Origin of the sequence: Chryseobacterium jejuense, assembly GCF_900100075.1 — a bacterium.
In the GTDB taxonomy this organism is placed as follows: domain Bacteria; phylum Bacteroidota; class Bacteroidia; order Flavobacteriales; family Weeksellaceae; genus Chryseobacterium; species Chryseobacterium jejuense.
This window is the reverse complement of the sequence record NZ_FNEG01000005.1, coordinates 389,394-408,350: the sequence shown is the minus strand read 5'-3', so window position 1 is coordinate 408,350 and position 18,957 is coordinate 389,394. Positions and strand designations below refer to the sequence as shown.

Annotated in this window: 17 protein-coding genes; 8 read left to right on the top strand and 9 right to left on the bottom strand. The window is 34.6% G+C overall.

The window, feature by feature from the left end; all coding sequences use genetic code 11:
* Positions 1-12 precede the first annotated feature (12 nt).
* Positions 13-2,469 carry a TonB-dependent receptor gene (locus tag BLS98_RS17030; RefSeq protein WP_089737711.1) on the top strand — a complete coding sequence of 819 codons (2,457 nt, stop codon included), beginning with the start codon at positions 13-15 and terminating at the stop codon, positions 2,467-2,469.
* Between the two features lie 64 nt (positions 2,470-2,533).
* Here the strand turns inward: BLS98_RS17030 and BLS98_RS17025 are convergent, their stop codons facing one another.
* From BLS98_RS17025 to BLS98_RS17010, 4 genes are all read right to left on the bottom strand, one after another.
* Positions 2,534-3,364 carry a hypothetical protein gene (locus tag BLS98_RS17025; RefSeq protein WP_139166143.1) on the bottom strand — a complete coding sequence of 277 codons (831 nt, stop codon included), beginning with the start codon at positions 3,362-3,364 and terminating at the stop codon, positions 2,534-2,536.
* 74 nt (positions 3,365-3,438) lie between these two features.
* The gene (locus BLS98_RS17020; RefSeq protein ID WP_089737707.1) at positions 3,439-3,774 is read right to left on the bottom strand and encodes a DUF7674 family protein; all 336 of its coding nucleotides are present in this window, start codon (positions 3,772-3,774) and stop codon (positions 3,439-3,441) included.
* A gap of 87 nt (positions 3,775-3,861) precedes the next feature.
* Positions 3,862-4,428 (bottom strand): leucine-rich repeat domain-containing protein, encoded by a 567-nt coding sequence (locus BLS98_RS17015; RefSeq protein WP_089737706.1) that lies wholly within the window; start codon positions 4,426-4,428, stop codon positions 3,862-3,864.
* A gap of 98 nt (positions 4,429-4,526) precedes the next feature.
* Positions 4,527-5,165: an MBL fold metallo-hydrolase gene (locus BLS98_RS17010; RefSeq protein ID WP_089737853.1), complete on the bottom strand. Its 639-nt coding sequence runs from the start codon at positions 5,163-5,165 to the stop codon at positions 4,527-4,529.
* Positions 5,166-5,235: 70 nt separating this feature from the next.
* Between BLS98_RS17010 and BLS98_RS17005 the strand changes: the two genes are divergently transcribed.
* Entirely contained in the window at positions 5,236-6,450 is a 1,215-nt protein-coding gene (locus BLS98_RS17005; RefSeq protein ID WP_089737704.1) for a type IX secretion system plug protein, read from the top strand.
* A 324-nt stretch (positions 6,451-6,774) separates the two neighbouring features.
* On the top strand, positions 6,775-8,733 hold the full coding sequence (locus BLS98_RS17000) for a M4 family metallopeptidase (protein ID WP_089737703.1): 1,959 nt from the start codon (positions 6,775-6,777) through the stop codon (positions 8,731-8,733).
* 74 nt (positions 8,734-8,807) lie between these two features.
* On the opposite strand, the gene hemH is transcribed toward BLS98_RS17000, so the two are convergent.
* The 3 genes from hemH to BLS98_RS16985 are packed head-to-tail and all read right to left on the bottom strand — an operon-like array spanning position 8,808 to position 11,273.
* Positions 8,808-9,842, bottom strand: a complete 1,035-nt coding sequence (gene hemH / locus BLS98_RS16995; protein ID WP_089737702.1) for a ferrochelatase — start codon at positions 9,840-9,842, stop codon at positions 8,808-8,810.
* A 5-nt stretch (positions 9,843-9,847) separates the two neighbouring features.
* On the bottom strand, positions 9,848-10,384 hold the full coding sequence (locus BLS98_RS16990; protein ID WP_089737701.1) for an NADPH-dependent FMN reductase: 537 nt from the start codon (positions 10,382-10,384) through the stop codon (positions 9,848-9,850).
* Positions 10,385-10,394: 10 nt separating this feature from the next.
* On the bottom strand, positions 10,395-11,273 hold the full coding sequence (locus tag BLS98_RS16985) for a NifU family protein (RefSeq protein WP_089737700.1): 879 nt from the start codon (positions 11,271-11,273) through the stop codon (positions 10,395-10,397).
* Positions 11,274-11,440: 167 nt separating this feature from the next.
* On the opposite strand from BLS98_RS16985, the gene BLS98_RS16980 reads away from it, so the two are divergent.
* Positions 11,441-11,977 (top strand): gamma carbonic anhydrase family protein, encoded by a 537-nt coding sequence (locus tag BLS98_RS16980; protein ID WP_065395062.1) that lies wholly within the window; start codon positions 11,441-11,443, stop codon positions 11,975-11,977.
* Positions 11,978-12,182: 205 nt separating this feature from the next.
* Here BLS98_RS16980 and BLS98_RS16975 read toward each other — a convergent pair whose 3' ends face one another.
* Positions 12,183-12,635, bottom strand: coding sequence for a hypothetical protein (locus tag BLS98_RS16975; RefSeq protein WP_089737699.1), 453 nt, complete (start codon positions 12,633-12,635; stop codon positions 12,183-12,185).
* 82 nt (positions 12,636-12,717) lie between these two features.
* On the opposite strand from BLS98_RS16975, the gene BLS98_RS16970 reads away from it, so the two are divergent.
* Positions 12,718-14,844, top strand: a complete 2,127-nt coding sequence (locus BLS98_RS16970) for a helix-turn-helix domain-containing protein (protein ID WP_089737698.1) — start codon at positions 12,718-12,720, stop codon at positions 14,842-14,844.
* A 40-nt stretch (positions 14,845-14,884) separates the two neighbouring features.
* Here the strand turns inward: BLS98_RS16970 and BLS98_RS16965 are convergent, their stop codons facing one another.
* A complete protein-coding gene (locus tag BLS98_RS16965) occupies positions 14,885-15,733 on the bottom strand; it encodes a M12 family metallopeptidase (RefSeq protein WP_089737697.1) in 849 nt (282 codons plus the stop codon).
* Between the two features lie 206 nt (positions 15,734-15,939).
* On the opposite strand from BLS98_RS16965, the gene BLS98_RS16960 reads away from it, so the two are divergent.
* The 3 genes from BLS98_RS16960 to BLS98_RS16950 all read left to right on the top strand — a co-directional run bounded on the left by BLS98_RS16960 (position 15,940) and on the right by BLS98_RS16950 (position 18,928).
* Complete coding sequence (locus BLS98_RS16960; protein WP_089737696.1) at positions 15,940-16,899, top strand: hypothetical protein; 960 nt, start codon at positions 15,940-15,942, stop codon at positions 16,897-16,899.
* Between the two features lie 70 nt (positions 16,900-16,969).
* Positions 16,970-17,725 (top strand): hypothetical protein, encoded by a 756-nt coding sequence (locus tag BLS98_RS16955; protein WP_089737695.1) that lies wholly within the window; start codon positions 16,970-16,972, stop codon positions 17,723-17,725.
* 198 nt (positions 17,726-17,923) lie between these two features.
* A complete protein-coding gene (locus BLS98_RS16950; RefSeq protein ID WP_089737694.1) occupies positions 17,924-18,928 on the top strand; it encodes an LLM class flavin-dependent oxidoreductase in 1,005 nt (334 codons plus the stop codon).
* Positions 18,929-18,957 lie beyond the last annotated feature (29 nt).

Sequence of the window (18,957 nt, the reverse complement as noted above, 5' to 3'; positions counted from 1 at the left end):
AAAAATAGGGCTATGAAAAAAAAATCAATCTTTTTAATCGCCGCAACTGCTGTATTGTATTTCAATAAAGCGTATGCACAGGAAACTCCACAAGATTCCGTGAAAGTTTCTTCTATCGATCAGGTTGTCATTACCGGGAATTCCAATCCTAAGAAAAAAATAGAATCCAGCACTGCTATTTCAACATTCAGTGCCAAAGAGATTCAAAAGCAGAACCCGATTAGTGCTGCTGCTTTGCTTCAGAGAGTTCCGGGGTTTGCCGTGGAAACTTCAGGTGGTGAAGTAGGGAACAACCTTTTTGCAAGGGGAATTCCATCTGCAGGAGCTTATGAATTTGTGCAGGTTCAGGAAGATGGCCTTCCGGTTTTTGAAGATGGGGCGCTTCAATTTGCCAATGCAGATAATTTTTTCCGTGTGGATAATTCTGTAAGCCGCTTAGAGGCTTTGAGAGGAGGTTCCGGATCTATTTATGCCAATAATTCCCCGGGAGGTCTTATCAACTTCATTACAAAAGAAGGAACCAATGATTTTAAAGGAAGTGCAAAATTGGAAACCAGTACCTATGGTTTGATCCGTACAGATCTTAATGTAGGTGGTGCTTTGGTAAAAGATAAATTATTTTTCAATATTGGTGGTTTCTACAGATCAGATGACGGAATCAGAAAAACAGGATTCAAAGCCAATAACGGAGGACAGATCAGAATGAATCTGAAATATGTTTTTGATAAAGGATATGTTAAAGTATATTATAAAAAACTGGATGACAGAAATACTTTCTTCCTGCCAATTCCATTGACACAAGATGGAGATAAATTGAAAGGATTTGCAGGTTTTGATCCTAATTACGGGACCTACAGCTACAGAGCCATCAGTCAATTAAATATTCCACAGGCTGGAGGTGGCTTTTTCAACAGAAATCTTGAAGATGGAATTCATCCGAAAGTAGATGTATTAGGAGCTGAGTTTAAGTATGACCTGGGTGGAAATTTCAGCGTCATCAATAAAACTCGATACACTAATATAGATATGAACTATACGGGGATTTTCCCGGCAGGTGCGCCTCAAACAGGTGCTGATTTTGCAACAAAATCAATAGATAAAGGAGGCCTTGGAATGACTAACTATCAGTACTCCATGGTAAGCAGTGGAGCAGTGGTAGCTCCTCAGTTTGTTCAAAAATTAGGATTCTGGGCTATAGATAAACAGATGAATAATTTTGTGAATGATTTGCAGTTCAACTATAAATTCGACAAAGGAAATGTAACGGCCGGGTTTTATAAATCAAATTGGAAATCTCATCAATATTGGAACTGGAGTAATATTTTGGCAACAGCAACAGACAGACCTGAGTTGTTAAACCTGGTTGATCCTTCTCTTAGTCCAAGCAGCGCTGGATATTCTAAAACCTATAACGGAGTTCTAAATATGTCTAGCCTACTTAGGGATTCGCAGATTCAGGGAAGCTTAAATGATCTTTATTTAAATCTGGATTATAATATAACGGATGCATTAAGTTTTAATGGAGGAATCCGTTACAGCCGTGATTATTACAGAGGATATAAAGTGAATACCACTACAGCTAATCTTAATAATTCAGGATTAACGGTAGACGGAACACATGGTTTTGATACTACCACAGCAGATGATAATATGAATGTTTTAGGAAATCAATATACGTATTGGTATTATGATATTAACAAAGTCTCTTACACCTTAGCTTCCAATTATAAGATTAATCGTGAAAATGCAGTATATGCTCGTTTCTCTCATGGTTTCAGATCTCCGAATGAAGAAGCATATTACAATAATATAGGAAAACTTGATCTTGTAAAACCTGTATTAACCAATCAACTGGAAGTAGGGTATAAATATTATTCCCGTACTTTCGATATTGCAGTGATTCCTTTTTATTCTGCGCTTAAAAATCTTTCGTTTACCGATGTTTATTCAGACGGAACTTCAGAAAATAAATTTGCCAATACTACCAATTTTGGAGTTGAAATTGAAGGGTATGCAAGATTATTCAATAATATTTTTGAAGTTACTTTCAACGGAACGATTCAGAATCCAAAATATAAGGATTTTAACGGACGAAACGCCAATGGTACTACATTTGACTATAGTGGTAATGTTGTAAGAAGAATTCCTAAGTTCTATTTCAATATTTCTCCCGCAGTGAATATCACCAAAGATTGGAGAGCGTATGTAAGCATGAATTATTATGGGAAGCGTTTCCAGGATGAAGGAAATACAGATGATAACATTCTACCTTCCTTCACTGAATTTGGAGCAGGAATGTCTTATCAGCTGGGTAAAATTCGTTTTGCAGTTGATGGAACCAATATCTTTAATACGATCGGAATTACAGAAGGAGATCCAAGATCTCAGGCTGTAGCAGGGTCTGCTATCAGAATGGCAAGACCTATAATGGGAGCTGCTGCCCGAGCTTCAATTACTTTAGATTTCTAAACTCTATTTCTTTATAACACGAAACCGTCAGGACCTGGTTCTGGCGGTTTTTTTGTTAGCGTATCTATTTTTCGTCCGGTGAAGTAAGAACTGAAGTTTCGTTTATCATACTTTTTTCAACAGATTGATACGGGATTTTAGTTCCGAAATTCTTTTTATGACTTCCACTTTCAACTGATATTTTGGCATCTTGAATCTTTTTCAATGTTTCAGCAGCTGTCAACTCTTTTTGTTTTATAAATCTATCAAAACCAATGTAATAGTTTTTATTTTGTTTTGTAAGTTTTAAGGTGACGGGTGACAGAATAGAATCAATATTTTGTATGACAATGTAGTAATTATACTTTTTATTTATTGGATATGTGTAACTCAATGCGTCAAAAGGATAGCTGATATTGTTTTTATACTTATTTTTATTGCGTGGAATACTGATTGTCATCCAATTATACCCGTTGTTGTTTTTTGTGAACTCATAACTACTTTCGAATAATTTCTTATCATCATTAAAAATGGACTGAAATTTTTTCTGAGCGGTAATATCCCTGGAAAAATTTATAAAAGCATATGATTTAGAAGGCCCATTCAGGTAGCCCAATAGATTAATGGTAATATCTTTTTTATTTTTATCAAATTTTCCATAAACTTCAATAGGATCTTCTTCAGCTTTAACTTCAGTTAATATTATATTGTCTTCATCAACTTTAGACCATTTTCCGGTTTTCCAACTGCCATATTTGAAAAAATAAAATTCATTGTTGGGTAATATAAATAATGAAGGATTTGGCGAATCTAAATCTTCGTCATCGAACTTATAATACCCTACAAATTGAGCATTCACTTTTATCATGTAAAAAAACAAGATAAAAAATAAAGTATATATTTTTTTTGATTTCATTGTAATACTTATAAGTTATCTATGGCTAAAGGTATATATACTTCTTTAGATGTTTTTTTTGTCTATTATGTGATTTAATCAAATTTATAAAAGCCCGTTAATTTATCCCAATGCTTTTTGGTCAAAGGAGAGAGCCAGGTATCAAATTCGTATCGCATATCAATTTTTTTATACGGACATATCTGTTGGATTCCTTCTATTAATCCTGCCAAAATTAAATTTTTAACTTCGGAATCAGCATCATTAAGGATAATTTCAACTTTATCAAAAAATGATTGAAGGGCTTTTGATTTTTTCTTTTGAAATAACTTTATTATGAAAGCGCTAATCGCCATCATGTCAAAATATAAAAGCCGTTCACAATTGTCTTTATATTCTGTATTGTAATATTTACTCCATTTTTTCTTCAAATATGATGAATCTGATACCAGTAGGTCAAATACAGCATCAATCTGATTTATGATGTATGTTCTGGTCATAAACAGTCGTTTATTTTTCTAGTCTTTCCATGTGCCTTCAAATTCCCCATTATAGAATGACCCATTTCCTTTTGCTAAAAGCTCACAATCTTCTGGAAGTTCACGGGATATTTGTAAAAGACCTTCAAATGTGTAATTGTTATTCTGAACGTAAATAATAAGCTTTTCAAGATATTTCAAAGCCGTTAATTTTTTCAGCCCATTTTCAGTAATTGATGTTTCTTGTATTTCAAGATTCTCTAAATTCTCCAGCTCTATCAAATAGGGAACGCATTCATTTGTAAGTTGTAAGTTATCTTTTAATCGAAGATATCTCAGAGTGTACAGATTTTGTAAATATTGTATGCCTTCGTTTGTAATTTCGGTATCCTGTAAATTTAAATTTTCAATCATACTGCAATTTGATACGTGAGCCAAGCCTTCATCATTGAGGTTTGTATTGGTAAAAGTAGCAGATCTAAGATTGGGAAATTGACTCAGATAAGACAATTCATTGAAATTTCTTAAAGATTCTCCCCATTCCAGACAGAAATGTTCACTGTTGATATCATAGTAATAATTTCCTATTTTTATTGGATTTTCCATTGAATGAATCATTAAGCAGGTTGCATCTCCAAAATTATAATTTAAAATAAGGTTCAATTCACAGCAATATCAATTTATAATCTTAAAAGTTTTATTTTTTACTTTAAAAACGGATTATACTGCTTCTCAAATCCAATAGAGGTAGGGTTTCCATGACCGGAGAAAACCTGTGTTTCAGGATCCAATACAAACAGTTTTGTCTTGATACCATCAATTAACTGTTCGTAATTTCCTTTGTAAAGATCTGTTCTTCCAATACTGCCTTCAAAAAGCACATCTCCTGAGATCATAAACTTTTGATTTTCGTTGTGGTACACTACACTTCCTGGAGAATGTCCCGGAACGTGATAGATGTTGAATTTCTCTCCATCCAGATCAAGTTCTTCTCCCTCGTTTACGTATACAATATCTACTTTTACAGGATCAACAGGGAATCCGAATCGCATTCCACTTGCTTGAAGCATATCGAGAACTTCCTGATCTTCTTTATGCATATTTACCGGAACTTTGAACGTGTCAAATGCCCATTGAAGCCCCAAAACATGGTCAATATGAGCATGGGTTAAAAGAATTTTCTGGATGTTCAGTTCTTTTTCTTTAATAAAGTTATCAATGGCTCTGGTTTCCTGTTCATTCATATTTCCCGGATCTATTAACCAGGCATTTTTGTTTTCATTATAAAGAATGTAGGTGTTCTCACTTGCAAAGTTGCATACGAATCCTTGAATCTGAAGCATAGTCTGAATATTTTTATTCAAAAATACGATATTATTAAGAAAATGGCTATTTTTCGTTATCTTCGTCATAATGAAAACTTTGCGAATACTCTTACTTTCACTGGGTGGGCTGATGTATGGACAAAATATCCAAAGCATCCAGTTGTTTAACCCTCAGACGAATGATGAAACGCCGGTCATTAAGTTCGGTGAACAATTGGTATTGAGTTTTGACGATCTTACTAATGGCAGTGAGATCTATCGATATACCATCAAACATTATGACAGAAACTGGAATGATGATAATCTCTTCTTTACAGAAATTGCCACAGGCAGTATGAATGGATTATTAGATAAATTTCAGTATTCATTCAATACTTTACAGGCGTATACTCATTATAAACTGACTTTTCCCAATGATAAAATACAACCAAAGATATCAGGAAACTTTGAGTTGATTGTTTATAAGGATTCTGCGGACAAGCCCCTATTCAAAAGACGTTTTTATCTGGTAGAAGATGGTGCTTCCCTTGGTGTTAATGTTTCAAGGATTGCAGATGCCAAGAATCCCAATATCAATCAAAGAGTAGAAATAAAGGCTTTACCAAAAGTGGGAGATCTTTCCTCCAATGTCAACTCCATGAGTTTGAACGTGATGCAGAATAACAATCCGAATATGGTAATTTCTGATCTGAAGCCAAGTACTGTTTTGGGGAACCAATTGCTTTTCCAGCAGATGAACCTTGTTTTCCCTGGAGACAATGAATTTTACTATTTTGATAATAAAAATATGACGATCGCTGCAGATATGGTTCGTGCGGTAGAAGTAAAAGATGATGGCAATCATACGTATTTACATCCGGTTTGGGCATTTCCTTTAAATTATCAGTATCAGCCTGATGTAAATGGGGCATGGTATTACAGAAGAAATGATTTGGGAAGAGAAAGAGATGCTGAAAGAGAAGCTGATTATTCATGGGTGTATTTTTCTCTTGAATCTGATCCGGTAGATAAAGACATTTATATTTTGGGAGGATTCAATAATTTTAAACCCAGTAAAGAAAACCAGATGCAATATGATGCCGCTACAAAGCAATATGTTGCCAAGTTATTCCTGAAACAAGGGTTTTATAACTATGTTCTTGCAACAAAACAAGGTGATGCTCCTTTAAATTTTGGAGAAGTGAATGGTAACTTCTGGCAGACAGAAAACCTTTATCAGGCATTTCTTTACTATGCTCCTTTCGGAAGAAATTATGATGGGTTGATAGGGTATGGAGAATTCAGGACTCCTGTTAGAAAATAAAAACAAACTTTTTAAAAATATTCAAAGGCTGTCTCTCTGGAGATAGCCTTATTTTTTTAATAGATATTTAGAATCAAAAGAATTTTATTCAATAAAATGTTTTGCATAACGAAAATAATAATTCACAAAATATTGATTTTTGTGAATTTAATTCATGTAAAATTTTCAAAATAATAAAATTATTTTTAATTATTTCGTTTTGTTTTAAAATCATTATTATGGTTTGTGTAATGATTTATATTTTCTATTGAATTTTTTACAATATGTATGTCATTTTATTGTGAAAAATTTTTACCTTCGTTTTACACTTAACAAATATTATTTATGAAAACAAAATTTATCCTGACAGTAAGCGTTGCAGCCTGCTCATTCGTTTTTGGACAAAACACACCATCAAAAGTAATTCCTGGTAAAAGTGGATTACATGCAGAATTCCTAAGATTTGATAAAAATGGACCTACTTTTCAAGGGAGTCCGGTTTTACTTGATGAAAGATCTGAAAAACTTTCACCGGGACAAGCCCGCAAATTAGGACTTGAAACCGATAAACTAGGTTTTGAAACCCATAGATTTCAACAGACAGTAAATGATATTCCTGTTGAATATGGAATGATGGCTGTACAGACTAAAAACGGTAAAATTGTAGGTCAGTCCGGAAAATGGGTGCTTAAAGTTCCATCAGGAGTAGAGAAGAAATCTAATATTTCTGAAGAAATTGCTTTACAAAATGCTCTAAATTTTGTGGGAGCAGAACAGTATAAATGGCAAAATAAAGAAGAGGAAGATTTTATTAAAAAAGAAACCAAAGATGATAATGCAAGTTTTGCTCCTAAGGGCGAGATTGTCTATTATTCGGATCCAACTGATGAAACACTTAAAGACCTGAAGTTAGCTTATAAATTTGATATTTATGCAGAGAAACCTCTAAGCAGACAATATGTATTTGTTGATGCCAAAAATGGAAAAGTTTTGGGAATGGATGCTATCATTCACGATGTAAATACCCCTGGAACTGCCACTACAGGTTACAGTGGGAACAGAAATATTGTAACAGATTCTTATAATGGAAGCTACAGGCTTAGAGAGACGGGTAGAAATGGCGGAACTTCTGTAGAAACCTATAATTTGAAAAAAGGAACCAGCTATGCTTCAGCAGTAGATTTTACAGATACAGATAATGTATGGAACAATGTAAATACCAATAAGGATCAGTATGCTACCGATGCCCATTGGGGTGCAGAAATGACAGTGGATTATCTGTTTACAAAATTCGGAAGAAAGAGTATTGATAACAATCATTTTGCTATAAAATCCTATGTTCATTATTCTACCAATTATTTCAATGCGTTTTGGGATGGTTCGAGAATGACTTATGGTGACGGAAGTTCTAGTACAAATGGTGGAAAACCTCTAACAGCTATTGATGTTTGTGGACACGAAATTACACACGGAATGACATCTAAAACAGCTAATCTTGTGTATCAAAGAGAACCGGGAGCATTGAATGAAGGCTTCTCTGATATTTTTGGAAACTCAATTGAGCGCTGGGCAAGACCTACTCAGGCTAGCTGGACGTTAGGAGAAGATTTCAGTTATGTGATCAGAGATATGGCTAATCCTAATGCCTACAGCCAGCCAGATACCTATTTGGGTACTTATTGGAAGACCGCAACTACTTCAGGTTGTGCAAGTCCTAGTCAGGCTAATGATTATTGTGGGGTTCATACCAATTCAGGAGTTTTAAATTTCTGGTATTATTTACTGGTAACAGGTGGATCAGGAACCAATGATAACGGTTTTGCTTATAATGTTTCAGGAATAGGATTAGATAAGGCAGCAGCTATTGCTTACAGAACACTTACTACTTATCTTATTTCTACTTCCACTTATGCAAATGCTAGAACATATTCTTTACAGGCTGCAACAGATTTATATGGTGCAGGAAGTAATGAAGTAACACAGGTTACCAATGCTTGGAATGCAGTAGGTGTTGGAGGAGGAACTTCTCCGGCAGGACTTATTGCAACAGCTGCAACTAATGAGTCCCCGTATGCCATCAGTCCAAATCCAGCAACAGATAGATTTAGTGTTGTATTTAATGGAAAAGCAGGGAAAGGAACTGTAGAGGTAATGAATTTAACCGGAAGAAAAGAACTTTCTGAAAAAGTTAATCTTACCGATGGTGCGAATAGACTGGATATACAGTTACCATCCAATATGCTTCCTGGAGTTTATATCGTAACAGTGAACGGACAAAAAGCCGGAAACCTGATCAAAAAATAAACTACTTTAATATATTTCAAGAGAAAGGCCGCGGAAATTTTCTGCGGCCTTTTTTATATTTTGACTTAATTATTTTATACCAAATAAAAATCATTCAGTTTCTCTTCACAAAGTGTTTTTACCACTTCAATCCATCGGTCTTCATCATTCAGACAAGGAATATAGTGGAAATTTTCACCACCACCATGCATGAATTGCTCTTTTCCTTCCTCTGAAATTTCTTCAAGGGTTTCAAGACAGTCTGAAACGAAAGCCGGACAAACCACTGCAAGGTTTTTAACTCCTTTTTTAGGAATAGTTTCCAGAGTTTCATCCGTATAAGGTTCAATCCATTTGTCTTTTCCTAATCTGGATTGGAAGGATACAATTGTTTTTTCCTTTGGCAGTCCCATTTTAGCAATAACAGCTTCAGTTGTTTTATAACATTGGTGTCTGTAACAATATGCATTATGAGTATCTACCTGGCTGTTGATACAGTTGGCATCATCAATTTTACACGTGTTAGAAGGATCTGTTTTGTACAAATGTCTTTCCGGAACTCCATGATAAGAAAACTGAAGGGCATCAAAATTTTCCGGAAGTTTTTCCTTGATACTTTCTGCAAGACAATTGATATAAATATCCCTGTTGTAGAAAGGTTGAATATAATTGATTTTTACTTTTGGAAATTTCTTCTTTCTTACTTCTTCCGCTTTTTCAATAACGGTTTCTGTAGTACTCATTGCATATTGTGGATACAATGGGAAAAGAACGATTTCGGAAATCCCCTGATCTACCAGTTTCTGAATTCCGGTTTCAATGCTTGGTTCTGCATATCTCATCCCGATTTCCACTGGTACATCTACCAGCTTTTGAAGTTTTTTCTGAATTTTTTCAGTAATGACGATTAATGGTGAACCTTCATCTGTCCAAACCGTTTTATAGGCTTCTGCAGATTTAGCAGGTCTTGTTTTCAGGATAACCCCTTGAACAAGCAGTGCTCGAAAGATCCAACGGTAATCAATTACCCTTTCGTCCATCAAAAATTCATCAAGATATTCCTTTACATCATTTACAGCCGTAGATCTTGGCGATCCAAGGTTGACCAGTAAAATTCCTTTTTTATTCAATTTTTTTATTTTAATGATGAAACAGATTGTTCAAAATCTGTTACCAATTCTAATACTTTAGCAAAGGTATTATTTTCAACTGAGCCATCAGACTCAATCTTTCCCTTTATCGCCTTGATTAAAAGCTGATGTTTATCATCAATGATAGCACCAAGGGTTTTTAAAATCAATAATAATTCTTCATGACCTTTCTCTCCACTGGCAGATCCTGTAATGAATGCAACGGGTTTATTCAGAAAAACATTCGTAGAAACACACCATTCCAACAAATTTTTTAATCTGCTCGGAATACTGAAAATATATTCCGGAGTAGAAATAATAACGCCTGCCGAATCATTAATGTATTCTCTGATCTTTACAATTTCCTCAGGAGTATTATCATCAGTTAATGAAGTGTCAAAATGAGGAAGAACAGAAAGATCATCATACATTTGAAAACGAATATCGGAGTTCTTTTCCAATACCTGTTCCATCAGTTTCTGATTACTGGAATTCTTAGTAGCACTTCCAATAATGATGAGGATCTTTTTTGAAGAGGCCATGAAATATTGATTATCCGTTTACAGCTTCCACTTTTTCTACAAGATCCGGAACAAATTGTTTTAAAATATTTTCAATTCCGTTCTTCAAAGTAGCCGTAGAACTTGGACATCCTGAACAGGCTCCCTGTAAAAGCATTTTAGCTGTTTTGGTAGATTCATCATATTCCATTAGAGAAATTTTTCCACCATCATTTTCTACAGCCGGAGCTACATATTCATTGAGAATGTCAGATATTTTCTGCTCATCGTCTGTATAATCTCTGTTGATGATTTTTTCTACAGGATTCTCATGTTTCTGAGGTTCAATTTTAGAAATTTCACCACCATTCTGAAGATAATCTGCAATAAGAGCACGAACAGTGATCATTACCTCATGCCATTCTACAGAATGATCTTTGGTAACAGCTACAAAGTTATCAGAAATAAAAATCTCTTTTGCAAAATCAAACTCATTGAAGATCGCTGCTGCCAAAGGAACTTCTTCTGCTGCTTCTTTTGATTTTACTTCTACAAATCCTTCCATAAGCAGTTTGCTGGAAACAAACTTCATTACATTAGGGTTTGGAGTCATTTCAGAATAAATCTGATACATTTCTTTTTTCTTCTGAAGATAAATTCTTGGATTGGCCAATAATTCGTCTTCAATTACATTTTTCAGGCTTTCAGCTACATGTTCCCATTCAATAGTATCCTGTTTTGCTACTGCTACAAAATTAGCTGTAATGAAAATTCTTTCTACAAACGGATAATTGAAAAGCTCCTGTGCTAAAGGAATTTCTGAAACATCTGAAGTTCTGTCCAATTCCAAAGACCCCGGAATCAAGTTGTAATCTGCAACAAATTTCATCACTTTCGGGTTTTCGGTAGGTTCTATAAGTACGGTACGCATTTTTTCGTTAAATTTGAGATACAAAAATACGCATTAGAAGTTAGAAGCTGGAAATTGAGAGTTAGATTTTTGCTATCACTGTAATTTAGAAGTTAGATACTAAAAATCAGAAGGTAGGAAATGATGATTTTCAAATGAGCTTATTTTCAAATTTTCAAATTAAAACTATGGCACTTATAAAAGAACTTTTAGGAAAAATACCACAGATCGGAGAGAATACATTCTTAGCTGAAACAGCTACTATCATTGGAGATGTTACTATGGGAAAAGACTGTAGCGTTTGGTATAATGCTGTAATCAGAGGTGATGTTCATTATATTAAAATGGGTGATAAGGTAAACGTTCAGGATAATGCAATGTTACACTGTACTTATCAGAAACACCCTTTGAATATCGGAAATAATGTTTCCATTGGCCACAACGCCATTGTTCATGGATGTACGATTAAAGATAATGTACTGATTGGAATGGGAGCTATTGTGATGGATGATTGTCTGGTTGAAGAAAATTCAATTGTAGGAGCAGGATCTGTAGTCACTCAGGGAACGCATATTAAATCCGGAGAAGTCTGGGGCGGAGTTCCTGCTAAAAAGATTAAGGATATCAACGCTCAGTTATTGGAAGGTGAAGTGAACAGAATTGCGGATAACTATGTGAAATATTCCTCCTGGTACAAGGAGAATGTGAAAGATTACGAATTATAGTTCGGGAAGCGCAGTACGTGTTTTCGGGATACGTGGTACGATCTTCTTGTTTAAAGTTTTTAGATGAGGAGGTTGTCTCTTATCTCCAATCTTTAAATCTTGAGTCTTATTTCCAAGAATATAAAATACAAAAGCTCTGTCTTCCGACGGAGCTTTGTATATCAAGTCTTCGTATCGATTTGATATAGAACCTTTGCTTTATTTTTTATTTTGAGTCTGGTGTAATCAGTCTTGCCTCTCCTTTGATGCATTTAACATATGAAGGAGGTGTAAGCATAACACAATCAGACATGATATTATATTTTTCGTTAAAAACTCTTACTTTATCCGTATACTCATTGATTCTTGGAAGAATTGATGTCTCAATTTTTTTAGGATAAGCGATGTATTGCTGAGGTCCACCACAGGATTTTATGCCCATGGGAGCAAACGTCCAGTCACTGCCATTCGTGCATTCTTCCCCTTTAGCTTGAGATTCAATGGAAGCTTTTAGTCTATCCAGCTGTGCTTGCTCATACTTTTGACTGTCTTCATCAGCAGGGCGGTTGGCAATATCTATAGGTAGATTGGTATCAAGGTTTTTGGTTGAATTACAGGAAACCAGAGTTAATGTAGTACATAATACTATTGCCGGGATACAGAGGGAAATTTTTTTCACGATAGACTTTTTTCTTTTTAAGAATTTTCAAAACTTATGCCAAGGTAAGAAAATCAAATTCATTTCCGTATTTTTGACAACGATGAACAATCATTTTTTTGACTTAATAGAGTACACCAACAGAAGTGTTTTTCTGACGGGGAAAGCCGGAACGGGAAAAACCACGTTTCTTAATGATTTTGTAAGACGAACAAAGAAAAAGCATATTGTTATTGCACCTACAGGGATTGCAGCAATTAATGCAGGTGGTGTGACCATCCATTCTATGTTTGGATTACCCTTGCGAACTTTTCTGCCTACAACGGAAAGGATAGATACCAGTTTGGCTAATAATATTGCCGATCTGATGCCGCATTTCAAATACCGTAAAGATAAGCTCAAGCTTTTAAGAGAGGTTGAGATTATTATTATTGATGAGGTTTCCATGTTGAGAGCGGATGTTCTGGACATGATGGATTTTTCATTAAGATTTATCAGAAGAAATAATCAACGGTTTGGTGGCGTTCAGATGCTATTTATCGGAGATTTATTCCAGCTGCCACCAGTGGTAAGAGATGAACATATTCTGAAAATGTATTATGATTCTCCTTTCTTTTTCGACAGTCATGCGATTAAAGATATTCCGATTGTGACCATTGAACTTACAAAAGTTTACAGACAGTCTGATCAGGAATTTCTGGAAATATTGAATGCAATTCGTGATGGTGATGTAGCGAATATTGATTTCGATCATTTGAACAAAAGATATGATCCGGATTTTGATATGGGCAAAGAATCTTACGTTTATCTGTGTTCTCACAACAAGATGGCAGATGAGATTAATCAGGAAAAACTGAAGGAAATAAAAGTAGATCCCAAAACCTACGAGGCAAAATTAGTCGGGGATTTTAAAGAAAATCAATTTCCTAATGAGCAGTTTTTAGAACTGAAGATAGGAGCTCAGATCATGTTTATCAGAAACGATATTTCCGGAGAGAAGAAATATTTCAACGGAAAACTAGGAGAGATCATTGGATTAGATGAAGATGAAATTCGTGTTGTTCTGGATGAAAGCGAAAGAGAGATTACCGTAAAAAAAGAAACCTGGGAGCAGAAAAAATATTTTCTGGATACGGATAAAACAATCAAAGAAGAAGTATTGGGAAGTTTTGAACAGTTTCCTATTAAATTAGCCTGGGCAGTTACAATTCATAAAAGTCAGGGGCTTACCTTTGATAAAGTGATTATTGATGCAGGGAAAAGTTTTACGGCAGGTCAGGTATATGTTGCATTATCCCGTTGCAGAACATTGGAAGGTATTGTTTTGAAATCAAAAATTACTCCTGAAGTTATTTTTAAAGACAACAGAATCCTAAGTTTCCATAGCAATACGGTTGCAAACGATCATGTGGAAGCTATTCTGAACCAGGAAAAATATGATTACAGCATCAGGAAAGTACTTCGTACAGTTGACTGTATATGGTTTTTAAATGAAGTAGAAGAGTGGAATAAGCTCTCTGCTGTAACTAAAAATATAGACCGTGCTAAAGTTAATCAGCTTTATCTTCAGTTAAAACATGAAGCCACCAATCTTGGAAGAATATTTGAAAAGCTGGAACGTGTTATCTTTCAAAAAGTGAATAATTTCATTGAACAGAAAGAGCAATGGTCTGAAATTGAAAGCAAGTCAAAAGGAGCTGTTAATTTCTTCTTTACGGAAACCAGAAATAAAATTTTCGATCCGTTGAAAGAGTTTTATGCTGAAATTAAAGGAGCGAAAGGGCTGAAACAGTATAATGAAGAAGTTAAAAGCTGGCTGGAGGATATTGAAGAATATCTAAATAGTTTAAAAGATATTCACCTGCTTGAAATAAGACTTCTGGATGAAAAGAATGACAAAGAAGTCAGTATGAGGATTGCTAAAGTCCCGTCACAGGTTCTGACGTTCCAACTTTTTGAACAGGGGAAAACCATTGGAGAAATTGCATTAGAAAGAGGGTTGGTAAAAGAAACGGTCATTGGTCATCTTGCCAAGTTTGCAGAACAGGGATTGCTGGATATTGCAAGAGTTATTACTTCAGATAAAATCAAAGCATTTGAAGATGAGTTTTATAAAAATCCACACGAGACCTTAACGGAGTGGAAGAATGCTTTACCCAATCATTTTGAATTTAACGAAATCAGAATTCTGATTAATCATTATAACTATAAAAAAGAAAAGAATTCATAACGAATTCTTTTCTTTTTAGTATTGAATAGGAACTTAAAATTTATGGATACATCGTATTAATAGTATTGATGTCTCCGGTTGTAAATCCTGTCCTGTTGTAAGTGAAATTGGTATTGTTTGCTCTCTTTATCGTAGGTTGACCATTTTTAGAATAAGAGTTTGGCCAATACATCATGACAGAATTAATATTAAAAGGCCCAATATCTGTTCCTGAAGTATATTTATTAAAATTATAAGCCTGTCCGTCTTGAATATTGTTCCATTGGATGCTTACATACTGATCTCTGTCTTGGCGGGCATGTTCGTGATAAAGCCCTACGGTATGACCCATTTCATGAATCACTGATCCCACAGAAATATACTGATCTAAGGAAATAGTTTGTTTTCCACCTTGATATCCAATATGCGCCCACCCATCTGATCCGTTTGAACTACCGAAAATAAATTCTACATAATTGGATTGATTCGTACGCGGAATCCATTGAGTATTGGTTTTGTTGTTATACTCACTAACGGCAGTATTAATTTTATTAACGTTGATAGAACCCATATTGCCGGCAATTGTGTAATATATTTTGCCACTTGGCCATTTGTATAAGCTGGCGCCACCTTTATTGGCTGTACCACCTTCTGCCAGTTGTTGATCGGAAAGAACAATATCTCCCTGGAAAAAATTTAGTCCATCTTTTTTTTCATAGGTGATTTCCTGTCCACCCAATTGTCCTTTTTTAAGGTTGGCGGCATTCATTCCATTGGTTTGGGTTTCTGCTGCAATTTCATCGTTGTTTTTATTACAAGAGGTAAGTGTAACAACGACAATACAGCTCATAAAGAAAGTTCTTCCTTTCCAAATTTTCTGGAAAAACAAGTTGTTGATTTTTTTGTTCATAATAAATATTTGTTCAAATTGGTATACGAATATAATGATATTTCTCTTTATAATGAATTATTTTGAGTTAAAACTTAGCAAAATGTGAAATGTGTTTTTCCTGTTGTTTTAAATTTATGAATTCAAAATTTCAATGGTAAAAATGCCACAAAAGGGTTATAGGATAAGACAGCATTAGTTTTTAATTTTATTATAAACTAATTCTTATGAAAACAATACTAATCTCAGTTTGTTCTTTTGTGTACGGATTATGTTCTGCACAAGAGAGGTCCTCAGATGATTTTCAGTTTGGGGCTACGTTAAAAGCTAGTATTAATTTTACAAGTAAAGAAAACAAGGATAGATTAAAAAATGAACCGGTTTTATTTTTTAAGATATCTACTTCATTTGGGGTTGCAAATACTTGGCTGAGTAAAAGTTTTTATCCGTCCGTAAATACAGAAATACATCTCTATAATGGCGGCTTTGGAAGTGATAATACAAGGAACTCTCCTACGAACCGTATTTTTTTAGATGCCATTTTTGCTTTAACACTTACTTCAGGATTTGATTATAATCCAGATACTCAAAATCCTTTGAAATATTTCGCAGACTTTGCTGTTCCTGCCTTAAACAATCCATATTCTGTATCCGGATCGCTAGGAACCAACATAATTTTCACAACAGATAAAAAGAGAGAAACCCAAAGAGTAGGTTTTGTGGGTGCAAATGTTAAAGGAGTTCAGGCTTTTACCTATAATGATGGAAGTTTTCTTGCCAAAATGTTTCTAGGTGACGGTGAAGATCGTTATTATACAGGTGGGGGTGGATTGTCTTATACTGCGAGTTGGAGAAATGCTGAAGATATAAGAGAAGCATCACTGGAGCTGTCTTATCATAAATTTACAGGATATACAGATGAGACATTTCAATTAAGTTATGATATTGGAGCTTCTATGGTTACTTATAAAGATGAAAACCAATATAAGTATAATAAGAGTCTGTGGAAACTTAGTGCGAGGTATACAGCAAATAATGTTGGCTACGGAGTTAATGTTAATCAATATAATTCTGCAAAAAGGGATGCGCAGCATCTGATCCATTGGCTGACTTACTGCCCTTATCATTTTGTTCCGTATAATAAGTTTTATTCTGTTGAACCATTTCTTTATATAAAAAAACAATAATGCAATGAAAACAAAAGTAATACTGTGCTTGATAGTGGTGTGTTCGCTAGTAAGCTGTAAATTTTATGTCATGTATAAAGAAACTGCTGAGCCTGGATTTGTATGTGGCAAAGAGGATGATCAATTCATAACAGTTTATGAAAAAGATAAGAAAGAATATGAAGTATATGTAAGGTATAATCAGTCTAAATATTTATACTTTAACAATACTCAGAGAGTAAATCAACCAGATTATGATTCCAAAAAATATAGAACAGAAATTCAGTATATTATTGTAAATACAACTACTAATAATATGTTCTATGTATCAACAACCCCTTCCCGATATATCATGAATAAAGACAAGAATACCTACCTCATTGGAAATAAAGGGAACAGCTATTTCTTTAATAGTTATTTTATCGGTAAAATGAACAATGATAATATGATATTTAAAAACAGTAAAGAAAAGATGACCTGGAAATTTAGAAGGATTAATGATACTTTGGATATTAATATTGTCATCATGCATAATATTAGAGCAAATAGAGAAATTCATTCTTCCACCCGGTTAATATCAGAGGTTTTGGGTGATGATTTTAAATTTGTAAAGCTTAAAGATTTTGAAAATTTCACCTACCTGAAACCAGGTGTATTTAATAATAAAGATTCTATAGGAATAGTAGAGGCAGGAAATAAAATCTCATTGAATAGAATAAGATATATTGCATGTGGAAATCAAGCTGTAAAAGTTTTGCTTAATTATGATAATGCAATTGATGATCATAATGAGTTTAAAAATATCTTCTATAAAAAAGGGCGTATTCGATATATCAATGATCGCTAATCAGGTTGTAGGTATTCTGAATTAAAAAAATATAATAGAAAATAGAAATTTTCTAATAGCTTTTCCCTGAACTCATCAATAGATCCTATTAATTACAAAAAGTAACTAATGCAGTTCAGATGTTTTAAATTTGTATGGTTTTTAATACCATTTAGAAAAAGGAGATTCTTATCACCTTTATAAAATTAACATCTCAATATGAAAAATTTTGAAATTTCTGTTTTAGACCTTGCACCGGTAAAGCAAGGGAAAAGCATTCATGATACTTTTCAGGACAGTTTGTCCTTAGCCAATCATGCAGAAGGGTTAGACTATAAAAGATTCTGGCTGGCGGAACACCACAATATGGAAAGTATCGCCAGCTCTGCAACCTCTGTTTTAATAGGTTTTATCGCTAATGGAACGAAAAAGATAAGAGTGGGTTCAGGAGGTATTATGCTTCCCAATCACAGCTCTCTGATTATTGCAGAACAATTCGGAACACTGGAATCTCTTTTCCCCGGAAGAATTGATTTGGGATTAGGTAGAGCACCCGGAACAGATGGTTTAACAGCTCAGGCTTTGGGAAGAAACCCTGCCATTATCAATGAACAGTTTCCTAGACAGATTCTGGAACTTCAAAGGTATTTTTCCAAAGAAAATTCAGACGCAATGGTTCGTGCTATTCCGGGAGAAGGATTGGATATTCCACTTTATATTTTAGGTTCAAGTACAGATAGCGCGTGGCTGGCTGCCGAACTTGGATTGCCATATGCTTTTGCAGGACATTTTGCTCCGGAACAGATGGAAATGGCTTTTAAAATTTACAGAGAACGTTTTCAGCCTTCAGAATATGCCGATAAGCCCTATATCATTGCTTGCGTAAATGGTGTAGCAGCGGAAACAACTGAAGAAGCTCATAAAATTTCCACCACTTTATTTCAGGCATTCATCAATATTGTAAGAAACGACAGAAAGCCATTTGCTCCGCCGGTAGATGATATGGATGATATCTGGTCACCTATGGAAAAATCGATGGTTTTACAGAAACTGAGATATACATTTATTGGGGATCAGGCTGAAATTCAGGAGAAGCTTAAAGACTTCCAGGAAAGGTTCCATGTAGATGAGCTGATGATTAATTCACATATTTACGATCACCAGAAAAGATTAAGATCTTACGAGATTATCAGAGAAGCGGTGAACTCCTTATCCAACGCGTAATAAACCATTCATATAAATTGGCAGATGCT